Source organism: Candidatus Dormiibacterota bacterium (assembly GCA_035532835.1).
Lineage (GTDB): Bacteria > Vulcanimicrobiota > Vulcanimicrobiia > Vulcanimicrobiales > Vulcanimicrobiaceae > DAHUXY01.
The window spans coordinates 46,166-65,433 of sequence record DATKQG010000096.1; the positions used below are offsets into that span (position 1 = coordinate 46,166).

The following is a 19,268-nucleotide window of genomic DNA, read 5'->3' on the forward strand; positions in this document are numbered from 1 at the left end:
ATGGCGACGCTACGCCTGGCATGGCAGGCGCTCGTGCGCAACAAGGCACGTTCGCTGCTCACGATGCTCGGCATCGTCATCGGCGTAGCCGCGGTCATCATTACGGTAGCCATCGGTGCCGGAGCGCGGTCCTCCGTGCAAAGCAGCATCGCGGGCCTCGGTGCGAATTTGATCGTGGTTCAGCCCGGGAGCGTTACGCAAGGCGGAGCGCGCACGGGTTTCGGCGGTGCCTCATCGCTGACGCCGGCTGACGGCATGGCGATCGCACAGCTCCCCGACGTTGCGGCGGTTTCGCCGCTCGTGACCCTACGCACGCAGGTCGTCGCAGGCGGTAATAACTGGCAAACGATCGTGAACGGCGTCGCGCCGACATACACGTTCATCAGAGATTGGCCGATAGCCCAAGGATCGTTCTTTACCCAAAGCGACGTCACGGCTTCGGCGAAGGTCGCCGTGCTCGGGCAGACCGTCGTTTCGCAACTCTTTCCTGACGGCAACCCGCCGATCGGGCAGACGGCGATCGTCAAGGGCGTACCGTTTACCGTCATCGGCGTGCTCGCCGCAAAAGGGCAGAGCGGCACGGGGCAAGACCAGGATGATACGATCCTGATCCCCTATAGTTCCGCGATGCAGCGTCTGACCGGGCTGACGACGGTCAATCAACTGATGGTGTCGGCGGCGAGCGCCGATGCGATCGATGCGGTACAGGCCGAAGTCACGACATTGCTTCAAACCCGACATCGGATCGTTCCACCGGAGAGTAATGATTTTCAAGTCCGCAATTTGCAATCGATCGCTGCAGCGGCTTCGTCGACCGGCGCCGTGATGGAGTTTCTTCTCGCGGGCGTAGCCGCCGTTTCGCTGATCGTCGGCGGCATCGGGATCATGAACATCATGATGGTTTCGGTGACCGAGCGCACGCGCGAAATCGGATTGCGCATGGCGGTCGGCGCGCGCAGCGGGACGATTCTGCAGCAGTTTTTGGCTGAAGCGATCGTGCTCTCCACCATCGGCGGGTTGATCGGCGTGGTACTGGGCGTACTCGGGACCAGCGGCGTGGCGTTGCTCGCAAAATGGCCGACGACGATTCCGCCGATCTGGATCGCCCTCTCGGTGGGCTTCTCGGCGCTGGTAGGGATCTTCTTCGGTTACTACCCCGCGCGAAAGGCGGCCAATTTGAATCCGATCGAAGCCTTGAGGTTCGAATGAGCGCCATACGCATCGCGGTGGTCGACGACGAGCCGCGCATTCGCGAACTGCTGGAACTGACGCTCTCGCACCACGGCTTCGTCGTGCGTTCGGCAGCCGACGGACAAGCCGGCCTCGCGCTCGTGAAAGAGTTCGAGCCGGACCTCATCGTGCTCGACGTGATGATGCCCAAGATCGACGGCATCGCGCTGTTGCCGATGCTGCGCCGGGTAACGGATGCGCCGGTCATCATGCTCAGCGCCAAGGGCGAACTCGAAGATCGCGTCGAGGGGCTCGTCCACGGAGCCGACGATTATTTGAGCAAGCCGTTCGAAATATCCGAGCTGCTCGCGCACATCGAGGCCAAGTTGCGACGCCCGCACCTGGAGCAGCGTAGTGCGCTTAGCCTCGACGATTTGAACGTCGACCTGGACCAACACGTCGTAACGCGCAACGGCAAGCAGCTCGATCTCTCGCCGCGCGAATACGATCTGCTGGTCACGTTATTGCGCCGGCCGCGGCGCGTGTTTACGCGGGAGGAACTGTTGGACTTAGTCTGGGGGAATTCGAGCGAAGTCGGGCCCAACGCCGTGGAACGCTACATATCGTATCTGCGCGTCAAGGTGGACGAAGGCGCGCCGCGGCAGCTGATACATACGGTTCGCGGGGCCGGCTACACGCTGCATGCGTAGCAACACGCTCTTTGCCGGATTCGCGCAGCGCCTGACACGCGGTTACGTCCTACTCGCATTTCTCTTGATCGTCGGCGTCGCCGGAACCACCACCACGATCGCCTTCCTGCAGTACGCCGCCTCCCTCAACGATGCGGTGTCGACCACCGGGCATCGCGTCGATCAGTTGGCGGCGTCGGCCCAAGCGCAGCATCAGTCGCTCTCGCAATATGCGGCGGCGATCGTGAAGGACGCCCAGCGCCCCCGCATTCACGTCTTCGTTCGCGACGAACAACATGCGATCGTCGCGGGGCACGATGAAGCCGTGAGCCGGACGGCCGAAGTGATCGGTGCGGTACTCGGTATCCACGGTCACGTCACCCGCGTGCCGGGCGGCATCATCATCGTCGCGCCCGATCTCGACGGCTTCACGCACTTTCTCGCGTTCTACTGGAGCATCACGCTGCCGGTCGGCATTCTGGCAATTCTCGCGGCGTGGTTCGTCGGCCGAAGAATCACGCGCAATGCGATCGAACCGCTGGTCGACGTCACGCACGCGCTACGCAAGATCGCGGATGGCGATTTCACACCGGAGCCGCTCTTGCACAGCAACACGGAGCTACGCGACCTTACCGGTGCGTACGACGATGTCGCCTACCGCTTGAGCGCGGCGACGGCTGAGCGCCTGCGCAACGAAGCCGAGATGCGGCAATTTATCGCCGACGCCGGGCACGAACTGCGCACGCCGCTCACGGTGGTGATGGGATACCTCGACGCATTGCAGCAGGGCGTCGTACGCGATCCGGATGGAATTTCGCGCGTGCACGAAACGATGCTGGCGGAGAGCCGTCGCATGCGTACGGTCATCGAGAAGCTGATCTTTCTCGCACGGCTCGAGCGTAAGGGTGGATTGCGGAGCGAACCGATCGATCTCGCCGGCTTGGGGCAAAGGGCGGTCGACGCGCTGCAACCGATTGCCGCGGGTCGTATTCGCTACACCCACGCCGGCTCGCCGGCCATCGCCGGCGACGATACCGAACTCTACGAAGCGCTCAAAAACGTGCTGGAAAACGCGCTCAAATACGCGCTGGACTCGCCCGTCCGATTTACCGTCGATACCGACGGCGCCTACGCGCGAGCCACGGTCGCCGACGAGGGCCCCGGGATGGATGCGGTGGATATCGAGCACGCATTCGACCGCTTCTATCGCGGGAGTGCGCGCACGCAAGCAGAGGGCTCGGGCCTGGGCTTAGCGATTGCGAAACGCGCGCTCGACCGCATCGGCGGAACGATTGCGATCGAGAGCGCCCTCGGTCAGGGCACTACGGTGACGATGCGCTTCCCACGGGCGACCGAGCTCCGAAACGGATGACGATTAGTTCTTCGCGGACTCCGCAATGCGGGCGGCGGTCTGCGCGAACTGCTGCTGCGTCTGGGTCGCCAGCTCGGCGAGTTTGACGGCGTAGGCCTTGCGCGTTTCGAGCAACTGATTCGTGAACGCGAACGTTTGCTCGACCATATCGGTCGGCGTCGGCAGCTCGGTCGTGGCCGGATCGACCTTGGCGGTCGGGACCTGCGCGAGCAGTTCGTTGAAGGCGGCAAACGACTTGACGTTCAGCTCCTGGGCAGCCTTGAGGCTGTTGAGGAACTCGTTCTGGACCTTCTGGGCAAATTCGGTGTAGGTACTCATGGTGCTGTCTCCTGACTCGATCACTCTAGGTGCTAAGTGTACCAAGCATTTGCTAGAGATGTCAACGTGCCGCCAAAGTCACGATGGGATAGGAGCGCTTTGCGCTTTCAGGCAACTCCAATCGGATGAAAACCTACGCTCGCCTTGCCCTCCTGATCGGCCTTGCAGGCACCCTATCGGCTTGCGGAGGAGGAACCGTCTCAGCCCCGCCCATCGGCCCGACCTTCGCGCCTCCCGGACAAGCCACGACGCTGTACGTGGGCAGCGGAACCGGCGCCGGCAAGATCGCGACCATGGCCGCGAGCGCAAACGGAACCGTCGCGCCCACGACATTGATCGAAGGCGCGACCACGGGCCTAGGCTTCAACTACTTCACGGCGGTCGACGCTCAGGGCCGGGCCTGGACGACCAATTGTCTGAGCATCAACGTACCGGGGCCGGTCAGCGCTTTCGCGGCCGGAGCGACCGGAGACGTCGCGCCGACGATCTCCCTTGAGGGAAGCAACACCACGTTTTCGGGCTGCCAAACCGGCATCGCCATAGATGCGAGCGGAAACGCGATCGTCGGCGATCTCTCGAACCTCCCCGGATATCCCGGCGGGCACATAGCGATTTTTGCCGCCGGCGCCACCGGCAACGTTGCGCCGGCCCGCATTATCGCCGGGGCGAGCGCCGATTTTCATTCGCCGACCGGCATCGCCGTCGACGGCCCGGGAAATATCTACGTCGCGGATTCGGGCTTGGGATATTCGTATTCCGGCGACGTGGCCGTGTTCGCAGCCGGCGCGTCCGGCGATGTCGCTCCGTCCACGGTTATCGTCGGCGGCGCAACCGGATTGAGTACGCCGGAAGGCGTCGCGCTCGATGCGCGCGGGAACATCTACGTCGCGAACTTAGGCAATAATACCGTTACCGTCTATGCGGCAAACGCGAGCGGGGATGCCACGCCTATCCGTACGATCGGCGGAGCGCTGACCGGGCTCGACCAGCCGATCGGAATCGCGGTCGACGCTGCCGGGTACGTCTATGTCGGATCGCAGGCCTCGGGGCCGCTACAGGTGTTTGCGCCGGGCGCCACGGGAGACGTTGCACCCGTGCAGTCGATCGCGGTCAACGCGACGCAGTTCCTATCGACCGGCGTCGCGGTTCGGTAACGCTAACGGTCGCCGACGAAGCCGCGATAGACGCGAATCAGCGTGTCTTTTTGATCGGGCGTAAGCCGCAGGTCGAGTTTGATCGCCGATTCTACCTGGTCGCTGGCTTCTTTGTAGATGTCGTCGTCGAGCAATCCGGCTTGCATGAAGAACGTCTCGGCGGAGAGGTGCAACGCGTTTGCAAGCTGTTTGAGGACCTCCGCCGAGGGCTTGTACAGGCCGCGTTCGACTTGGCTCAAGTATGGGTTTGAGACCTTCGCTAAATCGGCGAGCTGGCGCAGCGAAAGATTGGCGAGTTCGCGTTGCGTGCGAATGAACTCGCCCAGGCCTTTCATCGAGGTGTAATCGCGGGTACTCATGAGCGTCCTCCACGTTTGCGGTGAACCGGTTTGGTCGTCGCCCGTTTTTTTGGCGCGGTAATATCGAGCGGCGCAGCGGTCTCGTTGCGCACGTATCGTCCCGGTGCGGGCTCTCCGGAAGCGGGGAGCGCGTACGGCTCGCGCATCGGGCCGCCGTGCTCGCCGGCCCACACGGCCCAATCCTCCCACCAGCTCCCATTGCGTTTCTCCGCGCTTTCGAGCCACGCGTCGGGCGTCTCGCCGGGCTCGGCCTGCGGTTTGGTCCAGTAGCACGCTTTCGGATTACCGGGAGGGTTGCAGATTCCGGCGACGTGGCCGGCGTTGGTGCGCGTGTACTTGGCCTCGCCGCCGACGTATTGCGTGGTCATGTACGTGGTGCGCCAGGGCGCGATGTGGTCGGCTTCCGCGCCCAAGATATAGAGCGGCGTCTGGATGAGCCCAAGATCGATCGGCGTACCTTCGATAACGAACGCGTCGGGTTTCACGATGAGGTTGTGCAGATAGCACGCGCGGAGATACTGAGAATGCATCGCGGCGGGCATGCGCGTCGCGTCGCCGTTCCACGCGAGGATGTCGAAAGCCGGCGGCTTCTTGCCCATGTACCAGTTGGAGACGACGTAGCTCCAAATCAAATCGTTGGCGCGCATCCAGTTGAACGTGCCTTCCATCTCTTTGCTCTCGAGGAAGCCGCGCTCGTGCATCGTTTTTTCGAGCTTGGCGATCGACGCTTCGTCGGTGAAGACGCCTAGATCGCCCGGATCGGCAAAATCGAGAATCGTATTCGTCATCGTCGCGGCGCCGACGCGGTCGGCCTGACCGTGCTTGGCAAGATACGCGAGCAGAATAGCCGTCATCGTTCCACCCAGGCAGAGCGAAGCGAAGTTTACTTGCTTCGCGCCGGTGAGGCGCTGCACGGCGTCGAGCGCTGCGAGCGGTCCGAGCCGCAAATAATCGTCCATCTTGAAATCGCGCATCGTTTCGTCGGGATTGCGATAGCTGATCATGAACGTTTGGTGCCCGTGCCGCACCGCCCACTCGACGAACGATCGCCCGGGCGCGATATCCATGATGTAGTACTTGTTGATCCACGGCGGACTGCACAGCAGGGGGCGCTCGTGCACCGCCGGCGTCTGCGGATAGTATGCGAGCACTTCGATCAGTTCGTTGCGGAACACCACTTCGCCGGGCGTCGCGGCCATGTTCTCGCCCAGGACGAACGACGATGCATCGACTTGCTTGGGATAGCCGCCGTTGTTCTTGACGTCGTCGAGAAACGTCGCCATGCCCTTCATCAGGCTGCCGCCGCCCGTATCGAGTGCTTCTTTGATCACCGCGGGATTGAGCCACGGCAGATTGGTCGGCGCGAGCGCATCCATCATCATCGTGAGCGCGAACCGCGCCTTTCGGCGCGTCGCTTCGGGCAGTCGCGATTGATCGATGAGCTGCTGCGCGTACTGGCGCCGCACCAGATACTCTTCGAGCATCGACATCAGAAACGGGTTACTCGTCCAAGCCGGGTCGCTGAAGCGCCGGTCGCCGGGCGCCACCGCCGCGACCGGCGGCGGATTCTCCCCTTGCATGCGCCGCATCGTGTTCATCGCGACCGATTGCTGGGCCAACATCAGCGACGTCATCAGCGTCCCCATGCGCAGCGGATCGCTCATTACGTCCATCGTCACGGCGCGCAGCGCGTCGTTCAGCGCCGCGGGATCGGCGCCGCCGATGTCCATGCCGTAGCTAAACTCTTCGAGCGGCAGCGACCCGATCACATGAACATTCCTCCGTTGACGTCGTAGGTGGCGCCGGTGATGAAACTCGAGCCTTCATCGATTAAAAAGCGCACGACGCGACCGATCTCGTCGGGTTCGCCCAAGCGATCCTGCGGCGTGCGGCTCTTCGCGATATCGATCGCGGCCTGCGGCATGAGCTTCACCATTTCGGTTGCCGTAAAGCCCGGCGCGACCGCATTGACGGTGATGCCCGCGCGAGCGGTTTCGAGCGCGACGGTCTTGGTGAGCCCGAGCAATCCGGCTTTTGCAGCCGCGTAGTTCGACTGGCCGAAGTTTCCGGTGTGTCCGACCACCGAGCTGATGTTCACGATCCGTCCGTACTTGCGCTCGATCATATGTTCCAGGACGGCCTTCATCATAAAAAACGGTCCCGAGAGATTGACGTCCAGAACCGCTTTCCACTCGTCGACGGTCATCTTGCGAATCGTATGATCCTTCGTGATTCCCGCGTTATTAACCAGGATGTCGACGCGTCCGTGATCGGCGATGACGTTCCGCACCGCCGCTTCACATTGCGGGTAATCGGCGACGTCGGCTTCGTAGAAATGCACGAGTTTCGCGCTGCCGTTGAGCGAGGCGCGTAGCTCGGCCGTCCGCTCGCGATCGGGGGCCACGCCGACCACCGCGACGATCGCGCCGTCGGCAGCTAACGAGCGGCTGATCGCTCCGCCGATCCCGCGCGAGCCGCCGGTGACGATGGCCACGCGGCCGGCGAGGCTTCGCAGGGTCGCCGAATGTCCAAAAGTAGAGGTAGCGTCCATGAATTGCTACTTTTGTACGAACGCTATATATACCTATGAGTGCGCTTCGCCCGTCAAGCGGACTCGCGGAGCTACATGTCGAGGCCGCCGTTGACGGTGTACACGGCCCCGGTGATGTAGCTCGAACCATCTTCGAGGAGAAATTTGACGACGCGGGCGACCTCCGAGGGTTCGCCGAGCCGCCGTTGCGGAATTTTCTCGATCACTTTAGCGAGTGCTGCTTCCGGAACGGCTTTGACCATTTCGGTGGCGATGAACCCCGGTGCCACGACGTTCGCGGTGATGCCCTTGTTGGCGAGCTCCAGCGCCGCCGACTTGGTGAATCCGAACAGCCCGGCCTTCGACGCGGAGTAGTTTGCTTGGCCGATATTCCCCGTCTCACCGATCACGGAGCTGATATTCACGATGCGCCCGGAGCCGCGCTCGATCATATGCTCGAGCACCGCTTTGGTCATGTGAAAAGCGCCGCTGAGATTAACGTTGAGCACGTTGTGCCAGTCGTCGTTGCTCATCTTGCGCAGCGTTTTATCGACGGTGATGCCCGCGTTGTTGACCAAGTAGTCCACCCGGCCGAATCGCTCCAAGACCTCATCGACGACGCGTTGGCAATCGTTGAAATCGTCGACGCGTCCTTGATGGCACGACACCGACGCACCTTCGGCTTTGAGTCGCGCGACGCAGGCTTCGGCGGGTTCTTTGCCCTTGCTGTAGCCGGCCGCGACGTGCGCGCCGGATTTCGCCAGCATTTCGGTGATCGCGGCGCCGATGCCGCGCGTTCCCCCGGTAACGATGGCAACGCGTCCTTCGAACATGCATCGCTCCTGACTGTAACGTCGGTCTTCCGTCATCAATGCGACGCACGCGGGCGAACTCCCGCGCTCCCGGCGTTATGGTCCGAAGGTCGCGAGCGGCAGCGGCGTCGGAGTTGGTGTACCAAGCGGAGAGGGCGGCGGCGTATACGTTACGACGACGGTAAAATGCGAAGGTGCGGTTGCACTTGCAAGCAGCGTCGCAAGGTCGATACCGGCGGTTACGACGCGGACGCGGGTGATGGCGTTTCCACCGATCGCCCCAAACGCCGTGCCGTAGTCGTACGCGTACGCCCCAACCCGAGCCGATGCAAACAGCGGGTCGTAAATCGCGCTGGCCGGGTTGCCGATCGCGCTAGCGGGCGACGTTGTCGCGGAGAAGGCATCGATCGGCCGATACGTCACGCCGGAGAGCGGCGCGATACCGGCCGCGTACGCGTAGCGCGTGACTTCGCGCGCGGCGGCGTCAAAGCGATAGGCCCACGCATATCGGCGGTGCGAAGCGTCTTGCGCGAAGAAATCCACTTCGTGTCCGTCGCGATTGTCGTCACCTGCGACGTCGAGCACCGGGACCCATACGGCCCAAGCCGTTTGGGAGTCGCTTTCCAAGCGATCGAGCAGCGTACGCGCCGCGGAACTTCCCTGGAGACGGAGGTCGAGCGTTCGCGTTGCTTGTGCCATGTGATGGGCGAGGGTTACGAGCACCGCCGTTGCAATTGCGGCGATCGCGCCGGCCAGCAGAACCTCGATGAGCGAGAAACCGCGCTCGCCTCGCCGCCTTTCCATGCAAGCCCCGGTGCCCTTCGCCGGGCCCTAGAGGACGTTTGCCGCGACGTCCGCTTTGTGATACAAAGTATGAACGTATGAACGAGTTGGAGCGCGCGCTGATCGATATCGCCGAGGTGCGCGAACGCTTGGCGATGACGCAACGCTTCCAGGGCTATTCGGGCATCGCCGCGATCGCTTCGGGCGTTTTTGCCATGGCCGCAGGCGTCGTTCAGGCGCTTCTCGTGCCGTATCCGGCCGGCATCGAGCAGGGGCGTTCGTACTTTGCGTTGTGGCTGGCCTGCTGCGCGCTGGCGGCCGCCGTGAATTACGGGGCGATCGCACATTGGTTCGTGAACGACGCGAGCGCGCGCGATCGTTGGCAGACGCGCACGGTTGGGCTTTCGATTCTTCCCGCGCTGGTACTCGGCGCGGCGCTCTCGTTTGCGCTCTTGGCGGGCGGGCAGCTCGCGTATCTGCCCGGGATCTGGTACGCCTGCTACGGTGTGGGGCTCTTCGCATCGCGCACGCTCGTGCCGCGCGCGGTCGTTCCGATCGCGGCGCTGTTTCTCGTGGCCGGCATCGGCTTGCTGTTCGTGCCGCCGCACGTCGCGCTGGCATGGTGGGTGCTTCCGTCCGGTTTCGGAATCGGACAAATCGCGATCGGCGTGTTCGTGCTGCGCGATCGGACGCCGGCATGAGCGCGACGCATCTGGACCGCGTCTTTCACGAACGAGGCCGTTTGGCCATCTGCTCGTCGCTCGTCGCGCAACCGCCGGGCGCGACGTTCACGCAGCTCCAAGATGCGTGCGAGCTCACCGACGGCAATTTGAACCGCCATCTCCACGCGCTTGCAGAAGACGGCATCGTGGTGACGGAGCGGCGTACGGGCCGAGGCCGGCCGCAGACCATCGTACGCATCACCGCCGCGGGGCGCGAACGCTTTCTCGCCTATATCGACGCGCTTGAAGCGATCGTGCGCGAGGTTCAGCGCTCCTCTAAAACCAATACGTCGCCGATGCGTACCGCGCCGGCTCGCAGCACGTCGCAGTAAATCCCCATCGCGTTGCCGCGTTCGGACGCGATATATCGCAGGATTGCGGGATCGGACGCGCCGGGGCCCTGAGCGTACGTCGTTGTGACGCATCGTCCGATCGGCGAGCGCACCTTAAGCTGCACCGTCCCGATACGCAATTCGCGCCCGGCTAACGCCGGCTCGTCCAGATCCATTTGCGAGTGCGCGGCGACGAAAATATTCGGCCGAAAGCGTTGATACTCGACGCCGTAGCCGACGGCGGCGTTCAAGCCTTCCATCCAACGGTCGACGAGGATCGAGATGGGCGCGGCATCGTATTCGTGGCCGCCGTTCGCTGCGACGACGTCGATCGCCACGCCGCGTTCGTCTGCGGCGGAAACGGCCTCATCGCCGGAACGCAAGCGATGGAGCCGCTCGTCTTCCTTGCCGCGATAGGGTTTGCCGATTCGCGCATGTCCGCGCGCGATGACGAGTGAGGACGCCCGATCGCCGGGGATGCCGCCGGCTTCGACGCGCGTGGTTTCGAGCGCTTCGCCGCGCAGGCTCTTTATCGGATAGCGCCACAACGCCGTCGTCGTTCCAACATCCATTCTGGTCTCTACCATAGGAGGCGCTCCGAATCCTCAAGAAGGCGCGCAGCGATGGAATCTGCCGCTCCGCTGCTCCTTCGTCCGCTCTCGATCGGTGAAATACTCGATCGAGCCGTCACGCTGTACGTGCGCAATTTCGCACTATTTACGCTGATCATCCTGACCGTCTCGCTGCCGATGGCGATCGTGCAGTACGCGTTTGCCGGGAGCCAGGCGCAGTCCCTACAGGCCGCCATCACGATTCTGGAGCACCCGACACCGCCCCCGGACGCTGGCCGGCCGGCCAAGCCTCCGTCGCCGTTCGGCGAGTTCACCGCGGCGCAAATCGGCGGCCTCCTCATCGTGATCGTCGTTGCGCTCGTCGTCGTGCCGTTGTCCACCAATGCCGTGGCGGTCGGCGTGGCCGCTCTCTACGCAGGCCACGTCCCCGCCTTCGGTACCTGCTACGCCGCCGTTTTGCGGCGATGGCCGAGCGTGCTCGGTACGCTGATCGTGTGGGTCGGGATCGGTTTGGCCGCATACTTGATATCGGTATTCTCCCTGGCCATCCTTGTCGGCATAGGGATCGGCGTCGTTCGCGCATCGCCGGCGCTCGCGATCATCTTCGCGGCGTTGGCGGTGCTCTTAACGCTCGCGCTCCTGGCGGTGGCGGTAATGGCAGTCTTGGCTGCGAGCTTTTCGTTCTTTGCCGTCTGCATCGAAGGCCAGCCGGTCGGGGCGGCGATTCGCTCCGGCTTCGCTCGCATTTTTGCGCGCGATGAAGCTCGCCGAGCTCTCCTCGTCGGCCTTGCCTATTTGGGGATCGACTTCGGAGTGGTGGGGATTAGCGCGAGCGTGGGCATCGCCGTCGTCCTGCTGCTGAAAAACGTCTTCCTGCAAGTGGCCCTCTCGACGATCGCCGGTGCGTTGCTCTCGGCTTTCCTGACCGTCTTTGTGGCCGTGTATTACTACGACGTCCGCATCCGTCGTGAAGGCTTCGATTTGGAGGCCGATATCCAGCGCTTGGGCGCATGAACGCCGCACCTCCTCCGTCACCGTACACAACCTGGCTCCGCACCCAGCGCGCCGCGATCGAGCGCGCGCGCGACGTTCGCACGCGTAAGGAGGCGAATGCGCAATTGGCCGCGTTGCTGCGCGCAGTCGCCGCGGATACGGCATCCGGTCCGCCCCGCGCCCCGGATGCCGCGACTCTTGCGGCCGCCGCGCGGCGCGAACTCGCCACGCCCGGGCGCTACCGCTTGCGCGCGCATGCGGCGGCGCCGCGTACGTCGTGGTGGCAAATCTTGTGGGGCGCGGCGATCGATCGATGGAAGCAACTGATCGGGTTGCTCGCGCGAAGCGTTCGTTTCGGCGGACCGGTACGAACGACGGTGGGCGACCTCTTGATCGTGGGTTTCCTCGGCATCGTGGGCTATGCGGCCGCCCAACTCATTCGAAGCGTGCAATTTCGATACGACCGCAGGCTCTCGACGAACGCGCCGATCGAGAACGCGCGTAACGCGCAGGCGCTCTTCGAGCGCGCGGATGCGGCCGCGCGAGCGGGCGATTTCGCAACGGCGATCCGCATGCTGTTCGTGGCGGCGGTGACGCTGCTCGATCTGCGAGGAGTGTTGCGCGATCGTGCCAGCGCAACGATTAACGAATTGCGCGCCGCGCTCGGCCCCGAGCATCGTAACGCGGAGGGGCCCTTCGTCGCGATCGCGCGGCAGTTTTCGCGCGTCGCGTATGCGGAAGTGCCTCCCGGTGCCGAAGATTGGCGGATAGCCCGCGACTCGTATCACGCTCTAGCGGAGCGAATAGCGACGACGTGAATCGCATGACGCTGCAATACGTGACGATCGTGCTGGGGTTGGCGGCGATCGTCGGGCTCGCGGTAGCGCGCGAATGGAGCGCGCGAGCCGAGTACTCGTTCTATTCAACCTACGACACCGGCCCGAACGGGTATCGCGCGCTGTATAACGTGCTCTCCGCCGAGCGCGTCGACGTCACGCGCTTGGAACGTCCCTTGGGGTTGCTCGATTCGCGCGTACGCACGCTGGTGATCTCGTCCAATCGCAGCGACGTCGTCGCGCAGGTTTCGCACGCGCAAATCGACGGCGGCGACGTGCAGAGGCTGCAACGATTCGTGCGCGAAGGCGGGCGGTTGGTACTGCTCTATTCGCCCGCCGACGCAGCCTTGTACCGGGCGTTCAAGCTCGTCATCGTTCCCGCAAAGGTGCACGCGCGGCCATCGCACCTTACACTCGTGCCCATGGCGCGGATCGCCATGACGAGCGGCGTCGCATCGGTGCGGGCGGCCGGCGCCGAGCTTGTACCCTTCGATAGCGCGCCGGGTGCGGCGCCGCTCCTGGGCACCGGGGCCGGGGTGGCGGCGTTTTGGCGCCCCTATGGTAAGGGCGAGATCGTCGCAATTGCGGCGCCGAGCGTGTTTAGCAACGGCGAACTCGGGCGGGCGTCCAACGCGCGCTTCGCCTACAACGTGCTGGCCGGCCACGGGCCGGTGGCATTCGACGAACGCCTGCACGGGTACGCGATAGATGCGAGCTTCTGGTCGGCTCTCCCAACGCCGGTGCGTATCGCCGTAGCGCTCGTGGTAGCCATGCTGGCTCTTTGGCTGGTGGACGCGAACGTTCGAAGCGCTCCGCCCCTGGCGCTCGACGTACCCGACGAACGACATTCCGCATCGTATCTAGCCGCCATGGCAGCGCTGCTGCGCCGCGCCCGCGCAGCGCCGCTCGGCATCGCGGCCTTCTACGATGATGCGATGCGGCGCTCGCAGCACCGCCGCGACGCTCCCGATGTAGCAAGCGCTATCGACGAACTCGCCCGGCTTCGCGAGATGCCGCACCCTCACGACGACGCGTTGCTGCGTGCCGCGCGTATTGCAGCCCGGCTGCGAAAGGACCTAGCATGATCGACGATGTGGTATCGGTTCGGGATCTCGCACAACGCGTCAACGGTGCGCTCGCGCGGGCTTTGGTCGGCGGCGAGCGAACGGCCTTTGCGCTGACGATCGCATTGCTAACGCGCGGCCACGCTTTGATCGAAGGTGTGCCGGGAACCGGCAAAACGCTGGCCGTGCGCGCTCTCGCATTGGCGCTCGGCCTGGAATTTCGCCGGATTCAATTTACGCCGGACCTCATGCCGGCCGACATCGTGGGCACGACGGTCTTCAATCCGCAGACCGCGGAGTTCTCGTTGCGCCCGGGGCCCATCGTGGCGAACGTGGTGTTGGCGGACGAAATCAATCGGACGCCGCCTAAAACGCAGGCCGCGTTGCTTGAGGCGATGGAAGAGGCGCGCGTCACGATCGACGGAACCCCGATCGATCTTCCCGTGCCGTTCATCGTCTGCGCGACCCAGAATCCGATCGAATACGAAGGCACCTATCCGCTTCCGGAAGCGCAATTGGATCGGTTTATGGTCAAGATTGCCACGGGATATCCGTCCCGGGAATGGGAGTTGGAGTTGCTCCGCCGTGTCGCGGATGGGTTCGATGCGCGTGCGCTCGGTGTCGAACACGTCCAGGCGGTGACGGACGCATCGGAAGTTCGTGCAGCGCAACGAGCCGTGCGCGACGTGCACGTTTCCGAAGAAGTTCAGGACTACGTCTATCGGGTTGTGGCTGCGACGCGGGCGCATCCGCGTCTGGCGCTTGGAGCTTCGGTCCGCGCGGCGGTCGCGCTTCTCCTGGCGTCGCAGGCTGCCGCGGCGATCGACGGGCGCGCCTTCGCGACGCCGGACGACGTAAAAGACGTCGCCCCGATCGTGCTCGCGCATCGCCTCATCGTGCAACCCGAGGCGGAGATCGAGGGCATATCCGCAGACGATGCCTTACGCGACGTCCTTGCGAACGTCTCCGTACCGCGTGCCTAGGATTCGTTTGCCGTGGTGGCTCGCGCCGCGCGGCTATGCGGGCTTGGCGGCGATCGCCGTCATGCTGGCCGTGGCTCCGGGAGCGCGCGCGTTCATCCCCGTGGCCGTGGTGTGTGCGGCCGCATTGCTCGTAGCGGCGATCGTCGATGTCGTGTCGGGGCCGCGGGCGAGCGATCTTTCGATCGAGCGTCGCTTGCCGGCGCACCTCGCGCTTCGCACGCCGGTCCAGGTGACGTACGATATCGAGAATCGTTCGCCGCACGAAGTGCGAGCCGGTATCGTCGAGGCGGCGGTGCGAACGCTACGCGACGACGGTGCGACCGTCGTCGCGTGCATTCCCGCTCGCTCGCGCGCGAGCGTTGAGCGCACGGTGCTCCCGGTCGCGCGCGGCCGCGACGAGTTAGGCCGGCTCTACGTGTGGTTCGAAGGGCCGATCGGATTGTTGCGCCGGCGAACCGCGTTTCCGGGCCAGGAGCAGATTCGCGTCTACCCGGATCTCACCGCCGTCGAGCGCTACGGTTCGCTGCGCGTACGCAATCGATCGATCGAGGCGGGCTTGCGACGCATGCGCGTGCGCGGAGAAGGCACGGCGTTCGAGAGCTTGCGGGAGTACTCGAGCGGAGATGCCTTTCGCAGCGTCGATTGGAAGGCTACCGCGCGGCGCGGCAAACTCATGGTCGCCCAACGCGAGGTCGAGCGGAGCCAGAACGTGCTCGTCTTGCTCGATTGCGGGCGGCTTATGACGCCGCGCATCGACGACCAGCGCAAGCTGGATTACGCGGTGGCCGCCGCGCTCTCGCTCGCATCGATCGCGGCGCTTGCGAGCGATCGCGTTGGGGTGGTGGCATTTGCGCGCGAGATCCTGGTCGCTCGCGCTCCGCGTTCGACCGTCGCTTCTACCCGAGAGCTTGTCGACGCGCTCTGCGACGTCGAGCCTAGAGCCGAGGAGTCCGATTACGCGCACGCCTTCACGTACGTGCGGTCGCACCTCCACCGCCGGAGTCTGATCGTGCTGTTCACCGATGTCGTCGACGCGATCGCACAGAGCATTATCGCCTCGGAACTTGCCACCTTGGCGAGGCGGCACGTCGTGGTGTGCGTATTGATGAACGACGCGGCCGTGCAACGCGCGCTCGGCACGATACCCGAGTCGGTTGACGAAGCCTACCGCGCTCAAGCCGCGCTCGACGTACAGCAAGAGCGCCGCGTCGCGGTGGCTCGGCTCGAACGCATCGGCGTCGGCGTCGTGGACGTGCCGGCGACCGCATTAAGCGTGGCCGCCATCGACGCGTATCTGCGCGTCAAGCAACGCGGGCTATTGTAGCTCGGCGGCGTTCGATCGTCCGGCGAACGTGAAGTACGCCGCCAGCAGAATCGCGGTGACACATCCGAAGACGATGCGCGCGTCCGCCGGCAAACGAAGCGGCGAGAAAAATCCTTCGATGGTACCGGCGACCACGAGCATCGATGCGACCCCGGCAAACAGGACGCCGGCTCGTGCGGCGTTCGCGCGGATCGCATCGCGCCGCCGCAAGCGGCCCGGCGCGATGATGCCCGCCGCGATCAAGAGGCCGGCGGCGCCGGCGATTTGAATGGCGGTGAGTTCGATCGCTCCGTGCGGCGCGACGGTCGCCCAAAAATCGTAGCCGAATCCCGCGTTTGCGAACATGGCGCCCAAACCGCCCACCATCAAGCCGTTCGTCGCGATAATGTAGACGGTTAAGATGCCGAGCGTGACGCTTCCGGCAAAGGCGAGGACGGCGACTTTGACGTTATTGGTGATGATCTCCGAAGCTGCGAGCGGAGAATTACCGGTGTCGAAGTTGAAATTCGAGTTATGGAGGCTCTTGCGAATCTCCGGCGGGATCATGCCTTTGGGTAGAAGCGCGTAGGCATCCGCCGGGTGCGAGCCGATTACGGCGTAGGCGACGACCGCGCAGACGACGGTCAATGCAGCGCAGAGAACGATCGGGACGATCGAGCGCCGGAACTCACGCGGGAACGTATGGGTGTAAAAACGCGCGATGCGCGCGGAGCCGGCCTGCGTGTTTGCCCCGTAGATCACCGCATGCGCTCGCGCAACCAAACGGTTGAGATACGCCAGCAGCCGCGGGTCGTAACCGCGCCCCTGGGCGTACGCCAAATCGCCCGCGAGCGACCGGTAGCGCCCGCCGAGCTCGGCAACCTCGCCGGGCGCGAGCCCGCGAATGCCGCGGCGACCCACGCGAGCGAGCATCTCGTCGAGATGCCGCCAATCGCTCTCGCGCCGCTCCACGAACAGCTGTTGCGTCATGAGGCCGCATTAGCTGCTACGGACGTGGGGTCTTGCCCACAGGCGCGGATTCGCGCGAGGCCTCCATTCGGACGGCGGTTCAACGGGGCCGCTTCCGCGGAGCGTCCCATACGCAACGCCCACCCCGACCGCAAGCGCCGGCTGGAGGCGCGTGGGACGCTAGCGGGACGCTCACACTTCATCATGGTTCTGCAGAGGCACTCTAATGGAGACCTAGTGTTCGACTTTTTTTGCAGAGGAGCAGTGATCATGAAAAGGAAGTTTTCGATAATGCGGGGCGTCGCGCCCCTGATTGCGCTTGCGTCGCTGGCGCTACTCGCCGCCTGCGGACCTCCACCCGGAGCATCGGTCACGCCCGCACCGGTACCGGTAGTGTACACCTTGTACGTCGCCGAGGCGGGCCTCAACCAGGTCGTGGCCCTCAACTTGAAGACCGGGGCGGCCATCGCCACAATCCCCGTGGGCAAAAGCCCAGAGAAATTGAGCTACGATGGAGTAAGGTACCTTTGGGCGGCAAACAGCGGCTCAGGAACCGTTTCGAAAATTGACACGACGACGAATACGGTTGTTTCAACCGTGACCGTCGGGTCGAGACCGGTTTCCCTGGTTGCGCAGTACGGGCGTAATGTATACGTTGCCAATGAAGGCAGCAACAGCATCTCGGTCATCTACCCACAGACGAACGCGGTTATTACGACGGTCGCAACCGGCGGAACGCCGTTTCAAGTTGCCGACTCCAACTCGTACATCGCCATCGCCGAAACCAATAAAACCGTAGAATTCCTCGACGCTTCCAACCGTGGGCTCAACGGAAAAATGACTATGGCGACTGCAGTTCAAGGCGTTTTGGCGGGCGGAGGAAGCGGCCAGACGGCGATCCTAACTGCGGACGGCATTCTTCATACTTATCACACCGGAACTAGCGGAGCGCCGCCTTGGACTGCTTATGACACGGCCAATCTGCCTGATGCCTCAGGCCCGGTGTCGGACAATGCGTGGGGCTATTGGCTTGTGTCCGGCCAGACCACGGGTAAGCTGCAGATCATCGACAGTACGATGAGCGCGCCGAATACGGCCTCGTCGCTCAGTACGTATACGGTTGGTAAGGCTCCGGAGTTTGCCGCGTACAGCCTAATGACGGGAAGCGCCTACGTGCCCAATGCGGGAAGCGATTCCATTTCAGTGGTAGCCCTTGCTTTGGGGGGAAAAGGGACCGTTACGACGTGGCAGCTGCCGTCGGGGGCAATGCCCAACGATGTTACCATCGTGGTCCCGAGCTCAACACCTGCTCCCAGCCCGACGCCTGCGCCGACGGCTACGCCGACGATTGCACCGACCGCCGCGCCGACGATTGCACCGACTGCCACGCCGATGCCGGCGACGCATTTGTATGTGGCAAATGGCAGCGGCGGCAACGTGCTCGAGTACACGGCACCGTTCAGTTCTTCCAGTGCGCCGAACGTCAACGTGAAGATCGGCGGCAACGTCTGGGGCGTCGCCTCGGACAGCAAGTACGTCGCCGTGGAGGACAGCACCGGGTACATCTATATCTTCAACGCGCCGCTTACTTCCGGGTCTTCGCCGGTCGCCCAGTTCCAGCAGTTCCAAGGCGGTGTTGGTGGCGCCCAACTGCTCTTCGATTCGAACGGCAACCTCTACACCGGTACGCAAGGCAGCATGGTGTTTGAGTACTCGCCGCCGTTCAGCAACGCAAGCACGCCGGCGAAGACGATCAACGGCGACAACAGTTCGTTCTCGCTTGCGACGGATTACCTCGGCAATCTCTACGTAGGCAACCTGGGCGTGAACCAGATCGACGTGTTCGCGTCACCGTATACGAGTGCGCCGACCAGCGTGACCGCTCCGGGAACCTATGGGCTCGCATCGTACGCGACCTATCTGTTCGATGCGGATGCAATGAACGGCGCGGTCGATGTCTATAGCTTGCCGATGAATGCGAGCAGCACTCCTGCGTACACAATCGCCGACACCGACCCGCATGCACTCGCCGTGGACGCAACGGGTACGCTATACGTGGGCGACCAGCACGGCGGCAGCGGTACGGGCTCGGTTGACGCGTACGCGCAGCCGCTGAGCGCCTCGAGTAGGGCGGCGTACTCCATTACCAGCGGTTTGGTAGAACCGGTGGAACTCTGGTTCGGGCCATAACGCCATCGGCACGACGCAGCCCATAACCTGTGTTCGCCGCGGCGAACACTCGCGACGCCCCGCAACCTCTGCTGCGGGGCGTCGCACCCCACCTACGGTTTAGAGATCGGAGATAGG

Annotated in this window: 20 protein-coding genes; 12 read left to right on the plus strand and 8 right to left on the minus strand. The window is 63.9% G+C overall.

The window, feature by feature from the left end; all coding sequences use genetic code 11:
* The 3 genes from VMW12_12125 to VMW12_12135 are packed head-to-tail and all read left to right on the plus strand — an operon-like array spanning nt 1 to nt 3,231.
* Nucleotides 1-1,209, plus strand: coding sequence for an ABC transporter permease (locus VMW12_12125; GenBank protein ID HUZ50463.1), 1,209 nt, complete (start codon nt 1-3; stop codon nt 1,207-1,209).
* Nucleotides 1,206-1,880, plus strand: coding sequence for a response regulator transcription factor (locus VMW12_12130; GenBank protein HUZ50464.1), 675 nt, complete (start codon nt 1,206-1,208; stop codon nt 1,878-1,880). The genes VMW12_12125 and VMW12_12130 overlap by 4 nt, the downstream gene beginning before the upstream one ends.
* Nucleotides 1,873-3,231, plus strand: a complete 1,359-nt coding sequence (locus VMW12_12135; protein HUZ50465.1) for a HAMP domain-containing sensor histidine kinase — start codon at nt 1,873-1,875, stop codon at nt 3,229-3,231. The genes VMW12_12130 and VMW12_12135 overlap by 8 nt, the downstream gene beginning before the upstream one ends.
* A gap of 3 nt (nt 3,232-3,234) precedes the next feature.
* Here VMW12_12135 and VMW12_12140 read toward each other — a convergent pair whose 3' ends face one another.
* Nucleotides 3,235-3,549 carry a hypothetical protein gene (locus VMW12_12140; protein ID HUZ50466.1) on the minus strand — a complete coding sequence of 105 codons (315 nt, stop codon included), beginning with the start codon at nt 3,547-3,549 and terminating at the stop codon, nt 3,235-3,237.
* A gap of 125 nt (nt 3,550-3,674) precedes the next feature.
* On the opposite strand from VMW12_12140, the gene VMW12_12145 reads away from it, so the two are divergent.
* Nucleotides 3,675-4,703: a hypothetical protein gene (locus tag VMW12_12145; protein HUZ50467.1), complete on the plus strand. Its 1,029-nt coding sequence runs from the start codon at nt 3,675-3,677 to the stop codon at nt 4,701-4,703.
* Between the two features lie 2 nt (nt 4,704-4,705).
* On the opposite strand, the gene VMW12_12150 is transcribed toward VMW12_12145, so the two are convergent.
* The 5 genes from VMW12_12150 to VMW12_12170 form a co-directional block, all read right to left on the minus strand.
* Nucleotides 4,706-5,062, minus strand: a complete 357-nt coding sequence (locus tag VMW12_12150) for a helix-turn-helix transcriptional regulator (protein ID HUZ50468.1) — start codon at nt 5,060-5,062, stop codon at nt 4,706-4,708.
* Nucleotides 5,059-6,831 (minus strand): alpha/beta fold hydrolase, encoded by a 1,773-nt coding sequence (locus tag VMW12_12155; GenBank protein HUZ50469.1) that lies wholly within the window; start codon nt 6,829-6,831, stop codon nt 5,059-5,061. The genes VMW12_12150 and VMW12_12155 overlap by 4 nt, the downstream gene beginning before the upstream one ends.
* Nucleotides 6,828-7,613 carry a 3-oxoacyl-ACP reductase gene (locus VMW12_12160; GenBank protein ID HUZ50470.1) on the minus strand — a complete coding sequence of 262 codons (786 nt, stop codon included), beginning with the start codon at nt 7,611-7,613 and terminating at the stop codon, nt 6,828-6,830. Before VMW12_12160 ends, VMW12_12155 begins: the two co-directional genes overlap by 4 nt.
* A 71-nt stretch (nt 7,614-7,684) precedes the next feature.
* Nucleotides 7,685-8,425, minus strand: coding sequence for a beta-ketoacyl-ACP reductase (locus VMW12_12165; GenBank protein HUZ50471.1), 741 nt, complete (start codon nt 8,423-8,425; stop codon nt 7,685-7,687).
* A 75-nt stretch (nt 8,426-8,500) separates the two neighbouring features.
* The gene (locus tag VMW12_12170; GenBank protein HUZ50472.1) at nt 8,501-9,208 is read right to left on the minus strand and encodes a prepilin-type N-terminal cleavage/methylation domain-containing protein; all 708 of its coding nucleotides are present in this window, start codon (nt 9,206-9,208) and stop codon (nt 8,501-8,503) included.
* A gap of 77 nt (nt 9,209-9,285) precedes the next feature.
* On the opposite strand from VMW12_12170, the gene VMW12_12175 reads away from it, so the two are divergent.
* Together VMW12_12175 and VMW12_12180 are read left to right on the plus strand one after the other, a co-directional pair.
* The gene (locus VMW12_12175; protein ID HUZ50473.1) at nt 9,286-9,888 is read left to right on the plus strand and encodes a hypothetical protein; all 603 of its coding nucleotides are present in this window, start codon (nt 9,286-9,288) and stop codon (nt 9,886-9,888) included.
* Nucleotides 9,885-10,241 (plus strand): transcriptional regulator, encoded by a 357-nt coding sequence (locus tag VMW12_12180; protein HUZ50474.1) that lies wholly within the window; start codon nt 9,885-9,887, stop codon nt 10,239-10,241. Before VMW12_12175 ends, VMW12_12180 begins: the two co-directional genes overlap by 4 nt.
* Here the strand turns inward: VMW12_12180 and VMW12_12185 are convergent.
* A complete protein-coding gene (locus VMW12_12185; GenBank protein ID HUZ50475.1) occupies nt 10,175-10,828 on the minus strand; it encodes an MOSC domain-containing protein in 654 nt (217 codons plus the stop codon). The two genes, VMW12_12180 and VMW12_12185, sit on opposite strands and share 67 nt — an antisense overlap.
* A gap of 36 nt (nt 10,829-10,864) precedes the next feature.
* Between VMW12_12185 and VMW12_12190 the strand changes: the two genes are divergently transcribed.
* From VMW12_12190 to VMW12_12210, 5 genes are read left to right on the plus strand one after another with little or no spacing between them, the layout of a single operon-like run.
* Complete coding sequence (locus tag VMW12_12190) at nt 10,865-11,827, plus strand: hypothetical protein (protein HUZ50476.1); 963 nt, start codon at nt 10,865-10,867, stop codon at nt 11,825-11,827.
* On the plus strand, nt 11,824-12,624 hold the full coding sequence (locus VMW12_12195; protein HUZ50477.1) for a hypothetical protein: 801 nt from the start codon (nt 11,824-11,826) through the stop codon (nt 12,622-12,624). Before VMW12_12190 ends, VMW12_12195 begins: the two co-directional genes overlap by 4 nt.
* Before the next feature lie 5 nt (nt 12,625-12,629).
* On the plus strand, nt 12,630-13,727 hold the full coding sequence (locus VMW12_12200; GenBank protein ID HUZ50478.1) for a DUF4350 domain-containing protein: 1,098 nt from the start codon (nt 12,630-12,632) through the stop codon (nt 13,725-13,727).
* Nucleotides 13,724-14,689, plus strand: a complete 966-nt coding sequence (locus VMW12_12205) for a MoxR family ATPase (GenBank protein ID HUZ50479.1) — start codon at nt 13,724-13,726, stop codon at nt 14,687-14,689. Before VMW12_12200 ends, VMW12_12205 begins: the two co-directional genes overlap by 4 nt.
* Nucleotides 14,682-16,013 (plus strand): DUF58 domain-containing protein, encoded by a 1,332-nt coding sequence (locus tag VMW12_12210; protein ID HUZ50480.1) that lies wholly within the window; start codon nt 14,682-14,684, stop codon nt 16,011-16,013. Before VMW12_12205 ends, VMW12_12210 begins: the two co-directional genes overlap by 8 nt.
* On the opposite strand, the gene VMW12_12215 is transcribed toward VMW12_12210, so the two are convergent.
* Complete coding sequence (locus VMW12_12215) at nt 16,005-16,982, minus strand: stage II sporulation protein M (protein ID HUZ50481.1); 978 nt, start codon at nt 16,980-16,982, stop codon at nt 16,005-16,007. The two genes, VMW12_12210 and VMW12_12215, sit on opposite strands and share 9 nt — an antisense overlap.
* Before the next feature lie 270 nt (nt 16,983-17,252).
* Between VMW12_12215 and VMW12_12220 the strand changes: the two genes are divergently transcribed.
* The gene (locus VMW12_12220; protein ID HUZ50482.1) at nt 17,253-19,151 is read left to right on the plus strand and encodes a hypothetical protein; all 1,899 of its coding nucleotides are present in this window, start codon (nt 17,253-17,255) and stop codon (nt 19,149-19,151) included.
* Nucleotides 19,152-19,268: the final 117 nt, after the last annotated feature.